This is a genomic window from Arthrobacter sp. D2-10 (genome assembly GCF_054161285.1).
Window position 1 is genome coordinate 2934279 of the sequence record NZ_CP096431.1, and the last position, 17371, is coordinate 2951649.

Below are 17371 nucleotides of genomic sequence, written 5' to 3' on the forward strand. Positions count from 1 at the left end.
AAGGACGGGCGGGGTCCTCTTAGTTGAGTCTTAGCCATACGCACCGGTTCGGCGCCAATACGCCGTCGGCACCGGCATCCGCATGGCTGGCCGCAAGAACCGAGCCCGCAGGTACGTTGATGTCAGATTGTCCCATGTTGAAGATCACCATCACGTCATTGTTGAGGAATGCGATGGTGTCGGTGCCGTCGGCGTCCACCGCCCAGCTCAGCGACCCTGCCCCAAGCCCCAGCTCTTTTCGGAGCGAGAGCGCAGAGCGGTAGAGATTGAGGGTCGATGCAGGGTCTGCCTGCTGGGAGTCGCGGGCAAGGGTCGCCCAGTCCTCGGGCTGAGGCAGCCAGCCGCCGTCGTTCGAGCCGAAGCCGTAGTGCGGCTCATCCGCGCGCCAGGGCAGCGGGACGCGGCATCCGTCCCGGCCCACTCGTTCTCCGCCGGTGCGAACAAAGGTGGGGTCCTGACGAAGTTCGTCCGGGATGGTGAGGTGGTCGGGCAGCCCAAGCTCTTCGCCCTGGTACAGGTACACGCCGCCGGGCAGTGCCAGCATCGCCAGGGATGCAGCGCGTGCGCGGTCAAGCCCGACCTCCGGCCTTTCTTCCCCGAATCGTGTGGCGTGACGAGGAACGTCGTGGTTGCTCAGGACCCAGGTGGTTGGAGCGCCGACGCTGTCGAACGCCTGAAGTGAGTCGGTAATGATCTCCCGGAGCCGGGCGGCATCCCACGGGTGGTGCAGATAGGCAAAGTTGAAGGCCTGGTGCATCTGGTCGTTGCGAACCCAGTTCACCAGCCGCGACAACGGATCAATGGTCGCTTCCGCACACAGGATGCGGTCGCCGTCGTACTCGCCCAGGATCGAGCGCCACCGGCGGTAGATGTCGTGGATCGCCTTCTGTCCGAACATCGGCGCGGCGTGGCCGGGGTGTTCCTCAGTCGAGCACCCGTCGGGGCGTCCGTGCCAGTCCGGAAGGCCTTCGGCCTTGACGAGGGCGTGCGCGACGTCGACGCGGAAGCCGGTGACGTTCCGGTCCAGCCAGAAGCGGAGGATCCGCTCGAACTCGGCGTGCACGGCCGGGTTGTCCCAGTTGAAGTCCGGCTGGGAGGAGTCGAAGAGGTGGAGGTACCACTGGCCGGGTGTGCCGTCGTCGTTCAGCGTGCGGGTCCAGGCCGAGCCGCCGAAGTGCGACTGCCAGTTGTTCGGCGGATTGGACCCGTCGGGGCCGGTGCCGTCGCGGAAGATGAACATTGCGCGTTCGGGTGAGCCGGGTTCAGCGGCAAGGGCGGCCTTGAAGAGTGAGTGTTCGCTGGAGCAGTGGTTGGGGACGAGGTCGATGATCACCTTGATTTCCAGCTCTGTTGCTCGTGCCGTAAGCCGGTCGAAGTCTTCGAGGGTGCCGAACATGGGGTCGACGTCGCAGTAGTCGGCGACATCGTAGCCGCCATCCCGCTGTGGCGAAGTGTAGAACGGAGACATCCAGATGGCGTCGACGCTGAGGTCGGCGAGCTGGTGGAGCTCAGCCGTGATCCCTGCGAGATCCCCCTGGCCGTCACCGTTCAGGTCCCTGAAGGACCGGGGGTAGACCTGGTAGATGACCGATGAGCGCCACCATGCGTCGTCGTCGTGTGCGGTGTGGAGAGGTGCATGGAATGTGGGCGCGGGCGACAGGGCGGAGACAGCTGGCGCAAGCGATACGGCGTTGGGCATGGGGTACATGCTAACCACGGCAGCACGTTAATTGAAAGCGTTTACAGTTGCTCTTCATCCCGTTGTACCAACCCTCCCGCGGATTCTTGCGGGCCACAAAATTCATCTTGTGCGGATTGACCGTAAACGCTTACGATGTGTTGTGCCTCACCCCTTCCGACGGAATGTGAAGGGTTCGGCACTACCCACCGGTCTCTCATTCTCACCAGCGCCGTGAAGCGCAATGCCCACTGATGGGCTGCCGTCCGGCGCCACAGAAAGGTTCACCAATGAAGGTGCAAACAACCAGACTCCTCCATCGACGGACGCTGGCCACAGCCGCTCTGTCCGTCGCCGTGATGGCAGTGACTGCCTGCGGCGGCGGGTCCACCGAGTCCACTACCGGAGAATCGGCTGCGCCCACCAACCTCGCCGAAGGTGGCTCAACCACCCTGACCATGTGGGTGGACGCGGAGCGTGCTCCAGCGCTCGAGTCGATCGCTGCATCCTTCGAGGAAGACACCGGAATCTCGATCGACCTCGCGGTCAAGGACTTCGCTGCCGTCCGTGACGACTTCATCACCCAGGTACCCACCGGCAACGGACCGGACCTGATCGTCGGCCCGCACGACTGGATCGGCACCTTTGTGGAGAACGGCGTCGTTGCTCCCGTTGAGCTGGGCGACAAGGCAGGCGAGTTCCAGGAATCGGCAATTCAGGCCATGTCCTACGAGGGCAGCCTGTACGGCGTTCCCTACGCGATCGAAAACATCGGACTGCTGCGCAACGCCGACATGGTGCCTGAGGCCGCAGAGACCTTCGACGAGGTGATCGCCAACGGCGAGGCAGCTGTCGAGGCCGGCGACGCGGAGTTCCCGTTCCTCGTGGGTCTCGACCCCAAGCAGGCAGACCCGTACCACATGTACCCCTTCCAGACCTCGATGGGCGTTCCGGTTTTCGCCCAGAATGAGGACGGCAGCTACGACGCCTCGAAGCTCCTGCTCGGTGAGGAGAACGGCGTCGAATTCGCGAAGAAGCTCGTTGAGTGGGGCGACGCCGGATCCGGCATCCTCAACTCGAACATCACCGGTGACATCGCCAAGGAGAAGTTCCTTGCCGGTGAGTCCCCCTACTACCTGACCGGCCCGTGGAACGTCGGCGCCGCCCAGGAAGCCGGGATCAACGTCGCCGTCGATCCCCTGCCTACTGTGGGCGATGAGCCTGCTCAGCCCTTCATCGGCGTGAACGGGTACTTCATCTCCGCGCAGAGCAAGAACGCCCTGGCTGCAAACGAGTTCGCAGTGAACTACCTGACCACCGAAGAAGCACAGGATGCCATGTTCGGAGTGGGTGGCCGCCCGCCGGCACTCACCGCCTCCTTCGAGAAGGCCGCGTCTGACCCAATCGTTGCCGCGTTCGGTGAGATCGGCGCCAACGGCGTTCCGATGCCCGCGGTCCCCGAAATGCAGGCAGTCTGGGCTGACTGGGGTGCAACTGAGCTTGCACTGATCAAGGGCACTGCAAAGCCGGAGGAAGCCTGGCCGGCCATGGTGAAGAACATCGAGCAGAAGATCTCTGCCGGATAACTCACCCACCAAGCAGCCGTTGTGGGCCGGCCGGATGCACCCCGGCCCACAACGGCTTCCCTTTACCCGGGCCGTGCCCTGCACTGCCTGACTCGCCACTGCCTTGTCTAGTGCCTGCCCTTAACGCACTGCTTCGAACGAAAGCTCCGGCCCATGCCAACCACCGAACTGACCCGAACTTCTCCGCAGAAACAGCCCAGGTCCCTCCGCCCGTCGGACTCGATGGCCGGACTTCTCGCAAAAATCATCCTGCTGGGGCTCGTCGACGCCTTCGCGGTCTATGTCCTCACCGTCCTGTTCCTGCAGGAAAAGTGGACCGTGCTGGTGCTGGGAGCGGGCGTCACGCTACTCATCAACTGGATCTACCTCCGGCGTGGAGGGCTTCCCGCCAAATACCTTGCCCCCGGCGTCTTTTTCCTGCTGATCTTCCAGGTCTTCGTCATGATCTTCAGCGGCTACGTGGCGTTCACCAACTACGGCGACGGACACAACAGCACCAAGGAAGATGCCATCTCCGCCATCCAGCTCGCAGCGCAGCAGCGGGTGCCGGACTCCCCCGCCTACCGGGTCACCATCGTCGAGCAGGACGGCGAATTCCACTTCCTCACCACCGATCCCGACGGCGGCATCAGCATCGGCAGCGCCGAGGAGCCGCTCGAGGAAGCATCGGATGCTGTTACCGACGGCACCGGGAAGGCAACCGAACTCGAGGGGTACCGCACGCTCCAGTTCAACGAGGTGCTGGCGAACCAGGCCGACATTCTCGCCCTGACCATCCCATTCTCGGACGATCCGGACGACGGCACCCTGAAGACCAGTGACGGCTCCACCGCCTATGTCTACAGCCCAACGCTGGAATACGACGAAGCCGCCGACACCTTTACCGACACCGAAACCGGCACCGTGTACGCCGACTCGGGAAAGGGCACGTTCGTCTCCGAGGACGGGAACGAACTCAGCACCGGCTGGAAGATCGACGTCGGCTTCGCAAACTTCACCAAGGCCTTCTCCGACGAGAACATCCGTGGACCGTTGCTTCAGGTGACTCTCTGGACCTTCACCTTCGCGCTGGTTTCGGTACTTTCCACGTTCGCGCTGGGGTTGTTCCTCGCCAACGCCTTCAACCTGCCGAACCTGCGCGGGAAGCGCACCTACCGGGTCCTGATGATCCTCCCCTACGCGTTCCCGGCGTTCCTCGCAGGCCTCGTATGGTCCGGCCTGCTCAACCCCGAGTTCGGATACGTCAACAACACCTTCTTCGGCGGCGCGAACATACCGTGGCTGACCGATCCGCTGCTGGCGAAGATCAGCGTCCTGCTGGTCAACCTGTGGCTCGGTTTCCCCTACATGTTCCTGGTGTGCACCGGTGCCCTGCAGTCCCTCCCGGAGGACGTCAATGAAGCGGCAAAGCTCGACGGCGCCACCCCCTGGAAGCTGTTCACCTCCATCAAGCTGCCGCTTCTGCTGGTCTCGGTCGCTCCTCTGTTGATCGCGAGCTTCGCGTTCAACTTCAACAACTTCAACATCATCTACATGCTGACTGACGGCGGTCCGCGCCTCTCAGACACCACGGTCAACGTGGGCGCGACGGACATCCTTATCACCATGGTGTACGAAGTCGCGTTCGGCAGCGGGGTGGGCCGTGACTACGGTCTCGCCAGTGCGCTGTCCATCGTCATCTTCTTCATCGTCGCCGCAATTTCGATTCTCAGCTTCCGGCAGACCAAGGCCCTCGAGGAGATCCACTAATGGCCACCCAAACACCAACCACGCTCCTTGCCGGCTCAGGATCGGGTACGACGATGTCGCTTCCTCCCCAGCGCAAGCAGTCCTTCGGCGCCTGGTTCCGTGAGAAGGGCTGGCGGCATCTGGTGGGCGTCATCACCACCCTGTTCGCGGTGTTCCCGCTCCTGTATGTGCTGTCCGCGGCGTTGAACTCGACGGGCACCATGGCCGGGTCCAATGTGCTCTTCAGCCGCATCGACTTCGGCAACTTCGAGCAGCTGTTCAGCGACCCCAACCGTCCCTTCGGCAAGTGGTTCGTCAACACACTGGTGATCGGCGTCATAACCTCTGCAGCAACTGTCTTCCTTGGTGCGCTGGCTGCGTACGCGTTCAGCCGCATGCGCTTCAAGGGCCGCAGGGTCAGCCTGCTCACCCTCCTCATACTGCAGATGTTTCCACAGCTGCTTGCCGTCGTCGCAATCTTCCTGCTGCTCAACTTCATCACCGACGTGGTGCCGTGGCTGGGACTGGGCAGCCAGTTGGGGCTGATCATGGTGTATCTCGGTGGAGCGCTGGGCGTGAACACGTATCTGATGTACGGATTCTTCAACACCATTCCGCCGTCGCTCGACGAGGCTGCGCGCATTGACGGTGCGAGCCACGTCCAGGTGTTCTTCACCATCATCCTGCCGCTGGTGACGCCGATCCTTGCCGTCGTCGGGCTCTTGGCCTTCATCGGCCTGAGCAGCGAGTTTGTGATTGCCAGCGTGGTGTTGACGGACCCGGACAGCCAGACACTCGCCGTCGGGCTTTACTCCTACGTGGGTCAGCAGCGCTCCGAGAACTGGGGCGTCTTCGCTGCCGGCGCCGTGCTCGCTGCCCTGCCGGTGATGGCGCTGTTCCTGTATCTGCAGAAGTACATCGTGAACGGTCTGTCCGCCGGATCGGTCAAGGGCTAAGTCGCAGATGTTCGTCCTGCCGCATCATGACGGATCGGCACTGTATGTGCCCTCCGACGTTTCGCTGGGTGCTTCGGTGCCGGTCCGCCTGCGGGTCCCCCGGTCTTACGGGTCCGTCCGGCGGGTGTATGTGCGATCTCTCCGGGACGCTGAACCGCACTATGACGAGGCCCGCCGGCTCGGGAACGTCGGCTCGTGGGACTGGTGGGAGGCTTCGGTCCGGCTGGTGAATCCGGTGACGCGCTACCGGTTCCTGCTCGAGGCTGATTCTCCATCCGGATCCGCCGACAGTTCCACGTGGCACTGGCTGAACGCGGAAGGCCTGTTCGCGCGGGACACACCTGACGTGCACGACTTTCGAATGGTGGCCCATCAACCGGCGCCCGAATGGGCCCGGCAGGGTGTGATCTACCAAATCTTTCCCGACAGGTTCGAGCGGTCAGCTTCGGCTGCTGAACGTGAAGCTCCGGACTGGGCGGTTCCCTGCGAGTGGAGCACGCCGGTGCAGCCGGCCGGCGCCGAGACCCCGTACCAGTTCTACGGCGGCGACCTCGACGGCATCGCGGAGCGGCTTGACCATATCCAGTCACTCGGTGCGACGGTGGTGTACCTGACCCCCTTCTTCCCGGCACGGTCGAACCACCGCTATGACGCATCGACGTTCACCTCGGTGGATCCGCTGCTCGGCGGTGATGAGGCGCTGATCCGGCTCGTGGAGGCTGCCCACGAGCGGGGGCTCAAGGTGATCGGTGACCTCACCACCAACCACACCGGTGACGCGCACGAGTGGTTCCGCACCGCCGTCGTCGATCCTGGTTCCGATGAGGCGGGCTTTTATTACTTCTCTGAGGACCGCTCCGACTACGCGGCCTGGTTCGGGGTGCCGAGCCTGCCGAAACTGAACTGGGTCTCCCCTGCGCTGCGTGAGCGGTTCATCGGGGGTCCGGCCTCCGTCGTCGGGCGGTTTCTGCAGCCGCCGTTCAATCTGGATGGGTGGCGCATCGACGTGGCGAACATGACCGGCCGCCACGGCGACGTTGATCTGAACCGTTCCGTCGCGTTGGCTGTCCGGTCCACGATGCGCAAGATCAATCCGGACACCCTGCTGCTCGCCGAATCGACCAACGATGCGGCGATGGATTTCGACGGCGATACCTGGCACGGAGCCATGACGTACTCGAACTTCACGCGGCCCTTGTGGCAGTGGCTGGCTGGTTCATCGGACGTCAACTTCTTCGGCACTCCCCTGCCCGGCCCGAACCGTATTCCGGCAGAGCAGTTCGTGGAGCTGCACTCGGTGTTTGCGGCAGCGTTCCCGTGGCAGGTACGGACGCAGAACATGATGGCGCTGAACACCCATGACACCGCGCGTGCCTCCACCGTAATGATTCCCGGAGGGCAACTGGTCGGGCTGGGCATCATGTTATCAATGCCCGGGATTCCAACGCTGTTTGCCGGTGACGAGTTCGGTCTGGAGGGCATCAACGGTGAGGACTCGCGGACGCCGATGCCGTGGGGTTCGCTGACGCCATCGCATCGAGAACTGCACGACGCCGTTGCGCACCTTGGCCGGTTGCGTCGCGATGTGCCGGCGTTGGCTTTCGGCGGGCTGCGGTGGTTGTACGCCGAGGGGGACGTTCTGGCGTATGTCCGTGAACATGCCTCGGGGTCGGTGCTGGTTGTTGCGTCCCGTGCCGGGTTTGACAACGTCAGCCTGCCGCTCGATCTTGTGGGTGTGCCTGCCTTCGAGGCTGCGTCCGACCTGTGGAGCACCGGCTCAGTTTCCGCCGACTGGTCTGAGGACGCGGTGGTGTTCCGCGGCGAGGGCCCCGGTGTAGGGCTGTGGCTGTTGCCCGGGGTCGCCGTGCCGCCTGCTTGACTCCGGCCTGGACTCCGGCCTGGACTCCGCCCCGCCCCGTCGCAACCCGCCTCTCCCCAGCCGCCCGGCGCAAAAGTGGCCCTTAGGCACAAATCCCGCTGTCTTTGAGCACCGGTTCTGCGCCTAAGGGCCACTTCTGCGTGCGGCCCCTTATTGACGACGACGGCGGCCCGGGTAAGCATGGGACATCATCACTCCTGGGTCTCCTTATCAATGGCGGTTGTTCATGACTTGGGATACCTCTCGCACCTCTTCGATCACACGGGTGGCCGGTCCTGCCGCACTGATTGGCGGCCTGCTTGGTATCGTCGCGGTGATCCTTCACTCGCTGGAACCGACTGGATGTGTCGGAACGGAATGCGCCGCCCAACCGATGCGGTCGGCGTCGGGCCTGGTCACCGGCATCGGTGCCGCAGTCGCTCTGTTGGTGCTGCTGGGTCTGGTCGGGCTCACGCTGATGGCGCGTCACTCCGGCCGGTCGCCGAAGCTGATGAATATCGGGCTGGCGTGCGCCGCCGTCGGCTTCCTGGTACTGCTGGCCGCAGTGCTCATCCAGGCGGCGTTCTTCGGAGGCAACTTCTCGGGAATGCCCTATCTGGTGGTCGTCGGGATGGTGACCTTGATCATCGGATTCGTACTCATCGGAATCTTCATCCTGCGGTCCGGGGTTCTCCCCCGCTGGCTCGGGGTTCTCCTCGTCGCGAGCAGTGTTCTGTTGCTGGCGGCCAACGAGCAGACGTCCGCCGTGCTGTTGGCGATTCCATTCCAGCTCGCCATCGCGACGACGGGATACTTCATGCTCAATCGGTCCAGGGCCCCGAGCCGCGCTCCAGCGAGCCAACTCGGGTGACGGATCGTTGTGAGCCTTGCCGGATGCCGACAGAATAGGGAAACTGACTTCGACGGCTAAAGGGGAGCCATGGCCACTGCACAAACGAGCGCTCATTCGGAAGCCCCGGTTGGCAGGCGCCTGGTGTTATCAGGGTTCCTGTTCGGATGCGGGATCGCGGCCTCGATGATCGACCTATTCATCTTCCACCTGGCCCTGCATTGGCATCATTTCTATGACCTCTCCACCACCGAAGTCGCCCTGACCATCGACGGTTTCTTCCACGCATTCGGCTGGTTCATCACGATCTGGGGTCTCTTCCTGCTTGCCGACATCCGCCGTCGAATGGATGTGAACTGGATGCGCTGGACCGGTGCGGTACTGGCCGGCGTCGGGTTCTTCCAGTTGCTGGACGGCGTGCTGAACCACAAGATCCTTGGCATCCATCAGATCCGCTACAACGTAGACCTGTTGATGTACGACGTCGTGTGGATCGGTTCGGCGGTCGTGGTCCTGCTGGGCGGCGTCGTGGTGCTCTGGCGGACCCGCCGCGACCTACCTGTGTAATCCGATGGACCATACAGAGCACGGTGCCGCGGTGCGGGACTCCTGGGGCTGGGCAGCGTTCGACGTCGTCATTGTTGTAATTCTTGCTGTTGCCGCCGTCGCCTATGCAGTTGCGCTGAGGACGGCGCGCGAGCGCAGTCGCTGGCCGGTTCGCCGCACGGTTTTCTGGTATCTGGGACTGGGGAGCGCCGCAGCGGCGCTGCTCGGTCCTGTTGCCGACCTGGCCCGGGCCAGCTTCACAGCGCACATGGTGGGGCATGTGCTGCTCGGCATGGTAGCCCCCTTGCTGCTGGTGCTGGCGGCTCCGGTCACCGCGGCACTGCGGGCACTGCCGGTTCCGGCAGCGAGAACCCTGACCCGTGTATTACGGTCGGGTGCGGTGCGCGCTGGAACGCATCCGGTGACCACGGCTGTGCTGAACGCCGGCGGGATCTGGCTGCTCTACACCACCGACCTGCATCACCTCATGCACCTTTCGGCGCCGGTGTATGCCGCGGTCCACGCCCACATCTTTCTGGCGGGGTACCTGTTCACCGCGTCGATCATCCGTGCGGACCCCAACCCGCACAGAGCATCGATGCGGGTGCGGTCCGCAGTGCTCGTTGCTTTCATTGCGGCCCATTCGATCCTGGCGAAGTGGCTCTATGCCCACCCGCCCGCAGGCGTTGGAGCCGCCGATGCCCGCTCGGGTGCCCAGCTGATGTACTACGGTGGCGATGCGGTGGACGTGATGCTGATTGTTCTGCTGTTCGCGGGCTGGTATTCGGCTACCCGGCCTCGTCACCCTTCCCGGGAGCCTCATTCCCAGCTTCCTCCTGCCGCTCCTGCAGCTTCTCCTCGGCATCCCGACGACGGTGCAACATAGCCTGCAGATCCTGATTGCCGCTGTGTTCGTCGGGTGTTTTGGGAGGCAGCTGTGCGTCGTGATGGTGCTCGTCTCCGTGGGAAGTCTCGCTCATGCCCACCATGCTCCCACCGGACTGCGCGGATGGGAACGGACTAGACCGATCCCGTCCGAAAACGCAACGTCACCAGCTGGAACGGCCGCAGCGAGAGGGCTACAGCGCCGTCGTCGTTGGCGCTCAGGAAATCAGCCGCAACTGGACGTTCCAGCAGATCAGTGGCCTCCACTGACGAGTAGGCAAACCCAGCCGAAATCACCGCTGACGCCCTGCCGCCGAACGCCTCGTACAGCCGCACCACAACATCGCCGCTGCGGTCCTCCGCCAGCTTCACCGCTTCCACCACCACAGCAGGATTCGACACCGTCACCACCGGCGCAACCGACGACGACGCCACCCCTTCAACGGATCGAACCGGCAGGTTCACCCGGTACCCCTCGGCAACGGCATCGGCGATCCCGGATGCAGGCCGCAGGGAAAACTGGAAACAGTGCGAACCCTGGTCGGCCTGCGGGTCGGGGAACAGCGGCCCCCGCAAGAGCGATGCCCGCACCAGGGTATACGGCACCCCTGAGGGGGATTCGGCGCGGGAAATGTCATACCCGTACGTCGAATCGTTGGCCAGCGACACTCCGAACCCGGGCTCCCCCACCTGCACCCAACGATGCGCCACCGTCTCGAAACGGGCTGCGTCCCACGACGTATTTGTTGCCGTAGGCCGTTGTATATGCCCGAACTGAATCTCCGACGCCGCCCGCTCCGCCAGGACATCAACCGGGAACGCGAGCTTCAACAGCTTCTGCTGCTCATGCCAATCAACCTCAACCGTCATGTCCACGGCAGTGCCGTCCGCGCTCAGCGAGATCCGCTGGACCAGACGCGATTTCCCGAACACGCGCTCCACCCGCAACACTGAGCCCACCGCGTCCACAGAGGCAGCCTCCGTCAACTCGGTCACGGTGAACTTGTAATGCTCATCGATGTCCCAGGCGTCCCACTGGTTCGGCGTATCACGGAACAGCTGCAGCACATTCGCGCGCATGCCGGCCGGAATGACTTCCCGACCACCGGTGACCAGCGAGCTGAACAGGCCGTTCTCGTCGACCGTCAACCGCAGGGACCCGCTCTCCAACAGCCACGAGCTTCCGTCCCGTACAGGCTCGTAGGAACCAGCCGACGACGACGACGCCGCGCCTCCCAGCGCCGGGACACCATCCACGCCGTAAGGGCCGGCGTTCAAGGCGACGGTTGCCGACCCGGTGCCCAGCAGCGAGCCGAGAGCCGCCGAAATCAGGGACTCAAGCGACGCCTCGACAGCCGCGTAATTCCGCTCAGCTTCCTCGTGCACCCAGGCAATGGAGGAGCCGGGCAGGATGTCGTGGAACTGCTGCAGGAGCACGGTGTGCCACGCAGTCTCGAGCTCGTCATACGGGTAGGCGAACCCGGACCGCAATGCGGCAAGGGTGCACCACAGCTCTGCCTCTCGCAGGAGGTGCTCACAGCGACGATTGCCGTGCTTCGTCCGCGCCTGAGATGTGTACGTTCCGCGGTGGAACTCCAGGTACAGCTCACCCGACCACACCGGCGCGTCCGGGTACTCGGCGGAAGCTTCCGAGAAGAACCGTGACGGCGACGAAAGGGTAACCGCCGGCGACCCCTCCAGCGACGAAGTCCGCGCAGCGGCGGCCAGCATCTCACGGGTTGGCCCACCCCCGCCGTCGCCCCAGCCGAACGGAACCAACGAGGTATTGGCGGCGCCCTTCTCCCGGTAGTTGCGCTGCGCCCGCGCGAGGTCACGGCCGCACAGATCGGAGTTGTAGGTGTCCACCGGCGGGAAGTGCGTGAAAACCCGCGTGCCGTCGATCCCCTCCCAGTTGAAGGAGTGGTGCGGGAAGAGGTTGGTTTCGTTCCACGAAATCTTCTGGGTCAGGAAGTACTGCGACCCAGCGGCACGCACAATCTGGGGCAACGCCGCCGAGTACCCGAAAGAATCCGGCAACCACACCTCCTGCGGCTCCACCCCGAAGTTCTCCAGGAAGAACCGCTTGCCTGCCACGAACTGACGCGCCAACGCCTCGCCGCCCGGCATGTTGGTGTCCGATTCCACCCACATCCCGCCCGCCGGCACAAACTGGCCGGAACGGACCTTCTCCGCAACCCGCTCGAACACGTCCGGATAAGACGACTTGAGCCACGCGTACTGTTGCGCCGAAGAAGCGGTGAACACAAAGTCCGGGTGGCGTTCCATCAGGTCAAGCACGTTGGAAAACGTCCGCGCTACCTTCCGGACGGTCTCGCGAACCGGCCATAACCACGCGCTGTCGATATGGGCATGCCCGACCGCATGCACCCGGTGCGCACTCGCATACGCCGGCGAGGCCAGGACCCCGGCAAGGCACGCGCGCCCGGCGGCAGCCGTCCCACCGACGTCGGCCGGGTCGACGGCGTTAGCCGCACTCTCCAGCGCACGGAGGATTTCGTGCCGTCGGGGCAGGTCGACGGGAAGCTCGTGCATAAGCCCGTTCAGCGTCCACACATCCTGGCCCAGTTCCCAGGCCTCGCGGTCGAACAGGGCGGCGTCCGCCCGGCGGAAGGTATAGAGCGGATCTGATCCCGCGGTGGAAAGCGATCCGAGCGGCGTCGGCTGATAGTCGAAACCATCGATCACGTTGGGGTTGGAGGCAGCCTCGACGTAGAACTCGACGGCGGCCCCCGCGGCGGCGTCAAGCGGCACCCACATGTTCAGCGGCTCCAGCGCCTTGATCACCCGACCGTCCGGCGCATAGACCAAGCCTTCGGCCTGGAAGCCGGGCATGATCGTCGAGAAGCCGAGGTCAATGACCGCCTCAAGCTCATGCCCGTATGAAAGATTCCACTCCTCCGGCACCGCGCCCGTGAAGCGGAACCAGGTGGTTCCCCACGGCCTGCCCCACGCGGACCCGACCACGAAGGGTTCGAAGCGTTCGGAAAGCACCGAAGCGAACGGCACCGGCTCACCCGGAGCCTGCCACATGGACACCTCAAGCGGCACCGAGACCGGCCACACCGCAGGGGTGAGCCGCTCCGCCAGGAAACGCGCGATTCGTGCCTCCACGAGGAGTCGATTGTCGTGCATGGTTCTAACCTTTCAGGGCGCCCGACATGGCAAACGAGCCACCGAACACACGCGAGACGAGGACGTACAGAACTATCACGGGCAGTGCATAGAGGATGGAGAACGCGGCTAGCTGCCCATACGCGACTGTCCCGAACTGCCCGAAGAAGCGGAAAATACTCACTGCTGCCGGCTGGTTTTCCAGCGAGAACAGCAGGATGAACGGCACGAAGAAGTTCCCCCACGCCTGAATGAACACAAAGATGAAGACGACGCCGAGACCCGGCCGCATCAGCGGCACCACAATGTGCCACAGCGCTTTCATGGCGGACGCGCCGTCCACCCAAGCCGCCTCCTCAAGCGAGACGGGCACCGAGTCCATGAAGTTCTTGGTCATCCAGATGGCCATTGGGAGTGAGGTCGCAGCCATAAAGAAGGTGGTCGCCGCCAGCGAATCCAACAGGTTTAACTGCACGAACAGGCTGTAGACCGGAACCATGATCGCCGTGATCGGCAGACACGTCCCAAACAACACGGTGTAGAGGAACGGTCGGTTGAACCGCGTGTTGAACCGGGACAGCGGGTAGGCTGCCAGCACCGCGGCAACCACCGTCACCGCGGCTGAGCCGCCGGAGAGAATGAGGCTGTTGAGCAGGGGCAGATACGTCTGCTCAGGCGTGAGAATCGCCGTGAAGTTCGCAAGCGAGAACGACGACGGCAGGGCGGTCTCGTAGGTCGCTTCCTCGTCGAAGGACGCCAGCACCAGCCAACTCAGCGGCACCACGAAACACAGCCCGATAACCGCCAGCACCAGGCTCGCACCCCAACTCGGGGCGCCCCGTCGAGAACCACGGTGTGATCCACGGTTCCCACGAGCAGTGCGCTCAGGCGCGACCACTGGTCCCGCCGTCGTCGTACTGGAAACGGGCGCAGTCATGAGGCGTTCCTCTCGCGCAACAGGCGGATGTACGCCAGCGAGAAAGCGGCGCCGATGATGAGCATGACGACGGCGATGGCCGTACCGTAGCCGATGTCGCTGTAGCTGAAGGCTTCCTCGTACGCCATGATCGGCAGGGTGGTACTGCGGTTGGTTGGACCGCCCGCAGTCATCACGTAGATGAGCGTGAACACGGCGAGCGTCTGCAGGGTGATGAGCATCAGGTTGGTCGCGATGCTGCGGCGGATCATGGGCACCGTTACATAGACCAGCGTCTTCGCGCCACCAGCGCCGTCGATCTCCGCTGCCTCGGTGACCTCCCGTGGGACGTCGTTCAGCGCAGCCTGGTACACCATCATCGAGAACGCGGTGCCCCGCCAGATATTGGCAAGGATGATGGCGAGCATGGGGTGCTCGAACAGCCAGTCCACGCCAGGCACGCCGGCGAGGCCAGTGAGCTGGTTCAGCGTTCCGTCACGGAAGAAAAAGGCGTACGCAACGAACGCCGCCACGATCTCCGGCAGCACCCAGGCCGCCACCACGCACACGCCAACGACGGCGGCAACAGCACGGTGGGCACGCCGCATCAGGAGCGCCAGACCAAGACCGAGGAAGTTCTGCCCGATCACGGCGGAGACGAGGACGAAGACAACGGTCAGCAGCACCGACCGCGGAAACAGCGGGTCGGCGAACAGTGTGGTGTAGTTCTCGAGGCCGATCCACTCCGGGTTCTTCGCGTTCACACCGGTCAGCGCCGCATTGGTGAAGGACCCATAGAAGGACCACACGATTGGACCCGCAAGGAAGATGCCGATGAGGATCATTGCCGGAGCGAGCGGCAGGAGCTTCAGCGCCGAGGAGATGGAGCGGGAGGCCCGTCCGTTGCGCTCCCGCTCCTGCCTGTAATCACCGCGGCTATTGCGGCGCGCAGCGCCGGAGGACGAGCCGCGGGAAGTGACCGTGGACGAGATGGCTACTCCTCGACGACGTTCTCTTCGCCGACGATCGACTTCAGCGTCTCGTCGTAGGTTGCTGCCGCTTCTTCGGGGGTTGCGCCGCCGGTGATGACGGCTTCGGTTGCTTCCTGGATCGCTGTGGAAATTTCGGCGTAGTTCGACGTCGCCGGACGGTAGTTCGTGACGTCGAGCACCGCGGAAACCTCCTCGACGAATGGGTTCGCCTCAAGGTATTCGGGCGCCTCCGCGATGTCGGTGCGCACGGCGATCTGCGAATTGTCGATCGTGTACTTCTGCAGGTTTTCCTGGTTCATGGCGGTGGTGAGGAACTCGAAGGCGAGCTCAGGGTCGTCGGTACCCGCACCGACCGCCAGCGTCCAGCCGCCCGACATGCTCACGGCGCCGGGATCCTGCCCCTCCTGTGTAGGGAACGGCGCAACGCCCATAACTTCAGCATATTCCGGCCACTCAAGCATTCCGCCTTCCTGCCAGAACGACGGCGCGTAGGAACCTTCCACTGTGGCCGCCATCTGGTTCTCCGGCAGCATGGTTCCCAGCACTACCTGCCAGACATTCGCATCGAGCGCCTCGGCGGGAGTGACCGCCAGTTCCTCGTCGTAGAGGGTCTTCAGGAAGGCCAGTGAATCCACGAAGCCTTGCGACCCTGCGATCCATTTGGCGGACTCCTCGTCGTAAAGGCCCCCGCTTTCGGTTCCGTAGAGGAGTTCGTAGAAGCTCTGCATCACGGTGCCCTCACCGGTACCGGTTCCCGCGTACATGCTGAACGGCCTGGACTCGGGCTGCGCTTCCTTGACGGTGCGCGCCATCTCCAGCAGGTCGTCCCACGTTTCGGGCTGCCAGGGAACTTCGATGCCGGCATCCTGAAGAACCTGCTTGTTGTACCAGATGACCCGGGTGTCGGTGCCGAGGGGCACCGCGTAGGTGCTGCCGTCGTCGGCCTTTCCAGCTTCCTTGGCTGCCTCGTTGAAGGAATCCCACTCATCCCAACCGGCCAGGTGCTCGTCGAGATTGAGCAGGTAACCTGCGTCCACGTCGGAGCGGAGGCGGAAGGTGTCCTCGTAGAAGACGTCCGGCGCGGTGTCCGGCGAGCGCTGCGACAAGGCGAGGCGGGTGTTGTAGTCCTCATCGGTGCCCTCGACCGGCTCAAGTTCAACGGTGACGCCCTCATTGGCCGTTTCGAACTGCTCCTTTGCGGCCTGCATCAGGTCATCCAGCGGCGAAGCATCCCCCGCCTTCTGATAGATGATGCGAAGGGTGTTGTCCGTTGCTTCATCCTCGCCCCCGCCGCCACCGGCACAACCGCTGAGGACGAGGAGGGCGGCGACCGCCGCTGCCGGGAGGGTTCGAGTGGCGCCGCGCATGGTTTCTCCTTTGAAACTGAGGCATCGGGAGACTGCCGTTATCGAAATAGTACATCGAGTGGATTTAACCCACAATGGCCCCTCCTGAGTTGGCAGGACACACCCTTAGTGGCTGCCCATTCGGGCGTGTCCTGCCAGCCCACCGTGGGTCTGCGATCACCCTATCGCTCAGCACCGACCAAAGCAGATCCTCACCGAATGCGCGGCCTTTCGGAACTCCGTCAGAGCCCTGCGAGCAGGTCCTTCATTTCCTGGACCTCCGCCTTCTGTGTCTCCGCAATCGCCTCGGCGAGCGCTACAGCTTCCGCGTTCTCGCCCTTTTTGATCTCCTCGCGCGCCATGTCGACGGCGCCAATATGGTGGGCGGTCATGTACTTGAGGAACGTCCGTGCTGCTTCATCGCCCTGGGCGGCCTCAAGGTCTGCCATTTCCTCTTCGCTCAGCATCCCGCCGGTGCCGTCGATGGCGCCCATGTGATGGCCCTCCATGCCGTCATCCAAGTCAGCGGGCTCGTCCCACTCCTTGAGCCACCCGGCCATGGTGTCCATCTCGGGAGCCTGCGCCTCCCTGATACTGGTGGCCAGATCACTGACCTCGGGGCTGATGCCCTTCTTGGCGAGCAGCATGTCGCTCATCTCGACCGCCTGCTGGTGATGGGGAATCATCATCTGAGCGAACATGACGTCCGCTTCATTGTGGCTTGCGGACACCTCACGGGCGGAGGACGCGGACTGTGAGTCCGCGGACGGACGTGAGCCCGTGCTGCCGCACCCCGACAAGACGACGACGGCGGCAAGGGCAACGGCGGGCAGGGAAAGGTAACGCTGCATGGTTGTCATTCCTTCTGGTTCGGAAAACTGTGATCTGCTGGTGTGCC

At 63.8% G+C, this 17371-nt stretch carries 13 protein-coding genes; 7 read left to right on the forward strand and 6 right to left on the reverse strand.

Going from position 1 to position 17371, the window contains the following annotated elements; all coding sequences use genetic code 11:
• Nucleotides 1-19: 19 nt before the first annotated feature.
• Nucleotides 20-1699: a glycoside hydrolase family 13 protein gene (locus M1D74_RS13785; RefSeq protein WP_458115634.1), complete on the reverse strand. Its 1680-nt coding sequence runs from the start codon at nucleotides 1697-1699 to the stop codon at nucleotides 20-22.
• A 269-nt stretch (nucleotides 1700-1968) separates the two neighbouring features.
• Here M1D74_RS13785 and M1D74_RS13790 point away from each other — a divergent pair, with 269 nt between their 5' ends.
• The 7 genes from M1D74_RS13790 to M1D74_RS13820 all read left to right on the forward strand — a co-directional run bounded on the left by M1D74_RS13790 (nucleotide 1969) and on the right by M1D74_RS13820 (nucleotide 10088).
• Nucleotides 1969-3264 (forward strand): sugar ABC transporter substrate-binding protein, encoded by a 1296-nt coding sequence (locus tag M1D74_RS13790; RefSeq protein WP_309071663.1) that lies wholly within the window; start codon nucleotides 1969-1971, stop codon nucleotides 3262-3264.
• 153 nt (nucleotides 3265-3417) lie between these two features.
• Complete coding sequence (locus tag M1D74_RS13795) at nucleotides 3418-5013, forward strand: ABC transporter permease subunit (protein ID WP_458115635.1); 1596 nt, start codon at nucleotides 3418-3420, stop codon at nucleotides 5011-5013.
• 53 nt (nucleotides 5014-5066) lie between these two features.
• Nucleotides 5067-5948: a sugar ABC transporter permease gene (locus tag M1D74_RS13800; RefSeq protein ID WP_458117189.1), complete on the forward strand. Its 882-nt coding sequence runs from the start codon at nucleotides 5067-5069 to the stop codon at nucleotides 5946-5948.
• 7 nt (nucleotides 5949-5955) lie between these two features.
• Complete coding sequence (locus M1D74_RS13805) at nucleotides 5956-7827, forward strand: alpha-amylase family glycosyl hydrolase (RefSeq protein ID WP_458115636.1); 1872 nt, start codon at nucleotides 5956-5958, stop codon at nucleotides 7825-7827.
• Between the two features lie 226 nt (nucleotides 7828-8053).
• A complete protein-coding gene (locus M1D74_RS13810; RefSeq protein WP_458115637.1) occupies nucleotides 8054-8677 on the forward strand; it encodes a hypothetical protein in 624 nt (207 codons plus the stop codon).
• 69 nt (nucleotides 8678-8746) lie between these two features.
• Nucleotides 8747-9223, forward strand: a complete 477-nt coding sequence (locus M1D74_RS13815) for a DUF2243 domain-containing protein (RefSeq protein WP_458115638.1) — start codon at nucleotides 8747-8749, stop codon at nucleotides 9221-9223.
• A gap of 4 nt (nucleotides 9224-9227) precedes the next feature.
• Nucleotides 9228-10088 (forward strand): cytochrome c oxidase assembly protein, encoded by an 861-nt coding sequence (locus M1D74_RS13820; protein WP_458115639.1) that lies wholly within the window; start codon nucleotides 9228-9230, stop codon nucleotides 10086-10088.
• 134 nt (nucleotides 10089-10222) lie between these two features.
• Here M1D74_RS13820 and M1D74_RS13825 read toward each other — a convergent pair whose 3' ends face one another.
• The 5 genes from M1D74_RS13825 to M1D74_RS13845 form a co-directional block, all read right to left on the reverse strand.
• Nucleotides 10223-13240: an alpha-mannosidase gene (locus M1D74_RS13825; protein WP_458115640.1), complete on the reverse strand. Its 3018-nt coding sequence runs from the start codon at nucleotides 13238-13240 to the stop codon at nucleotides 10223-10225.
• A gap of 4 nt (nucleotides 13241-13244) precedes the next feature.
• Nucleotides 13245-14156: a carbohydrate ABC transporter permease gene (locus M1D74_RS13830; protein WP_309124618.1), complete on the reverse strand. Its 912-nt coding sequence runs from the start codon at nucleotides 14154-14156 to the stop codon at nucleotides 13245-13247.
• Nucleotides 14153-14980 (reverse strand): carbohydrate ABC transporter permease, encoded by an 828-nt coding sequence (locus M1D74_RS13835; protein ID WP_309124619.1) that lies wholly within the window; start codon nucleotides 14978-14980, stop codon nucleotides 14153-14155. The genes M1D74_RS13830 and M1D74_RS13835 overlap by 4 nt, the downstream gene beginning before the upstream one ends.
• Nucleotides 14981-15129: 149 nt before the next feature.
• The gene (locus M1D74_RS13840; protein ID WP_458115641.1) at nucleotides 15130-16494 is read right to left on the reverse strand and encodes an extracellular solute-binding protein; all 1365 of its coding nucleotides are present in this window, start codon (nucleotides 16492-16494) and stop codon (nucleotides 15130-15132) included.
• Nucleotides 16495-16715: 221 nt separating this feature from the next.
• Nucleotides 16716-17333, reverse strand: a complete 618-nt coding sequence (locus M1D74_RS13845; RefSeq protein WP_458115642.1) for a DUF305 domain-containing protein — start codon at nucleotides 17331-17333, stop codon at nucleotides 16716-16718.
• Nucleotides 17334-17371: the final 38 nt, after the last annotated feature.

Bases quoted from the DNA above. Each gene is read 5' to 3' on its own strand.
- M1D74_RS13785 (WP_458115634.1), bottom strand. From the start codon at position 1,699: ATGCCCAACGCCGTATCGCTTGCGCCAGCTGTCTCCGCCCTGTCGCCC.
- M1D74_RS13790 (WP_309071663.1), top strand. From the start codon at position 1,969: ATGAAGGTGCAAACAACCAGACTCCTCCATCGACGGACGCTGGCCACA.
- M1D74_RS13795 (WP_458115635.1), top strand. From the start codon at position 3,418: ATGCCAACCACCGAACTGACCCGAACTTCTCCGCAGAAACAGCCCAGG.
- M1D74_RS13800 (WP_458117189.1), top strand. From the start codon at position 5,067: ATGTCGCTTCCTCCCCAGCGCAAGCAGTCCTTCGGCGCCTGGTTCCGT.
- M1D74_RS13805 (WP_458115636.1), top strand. From the start codon at position 5,956: ATGTTCGTCCTGCCGCATCATGACGGATCGGCACTGTATGTGCCCTCC.
- M1D74_RS13810 (WP_458115637.1), top strand. From the start codon at position 8,054: ATGACTTGGGATACCTCTCGCACCTCTTCGATCACACGGGTGGCCGGT.
- M1D74_RS13815 (WP_458115638.1), top strand. From the start codon at position 8,747: ATGGCCACTGCACAAACGAGCGCTCATTCGGAAGCCCCGGTTGGCAGG.
- M1D74_RS13820 (WP_458115639.1), top strand. From the start codon at position 9,228: ATGGACCATACAGAGCACGGTGCCGCGGTGCGGGACTCCTGGGGCTGG.
- M1D74_RS13825 (WP_458115640.1), bottom strand. From the start codon at position 13,240: ATGCACGACAATCGACTCCTCGTGGAGGCACGAATCGCGCGTTTCCTG.
- M1D74_RS13830 (WP_309124618.1), bottom strand. From the start codon at position 14,156: ATGACTGCGCCCGTTTCCAGTACGACGACGGCGGGACCAGTGGTCGCG.
- M1D74_RS13835 (WP_309124619.1), bottom strand. From the start codon at position 14,980: ATGATCCTCATCGGCATCTTCCTTGCGGGTCCAATCGTGTGGTCCTTC.
- M1D74_RS13840 (WP_458115641.1), bottom strand. From the start codon at position 16,494: ATGCGCGGCGCCACTCGAACCCTCCCGGCAGCGGCGGTCGCCGCCCTC.
- M1D74_RS13845 (WP_458115642.1), bottom strand. From the start codon at position 17,333: ATGACAACCATGCAGCGTTACCTTTCCCTGCCCGCCGTTGCCCTTGCC.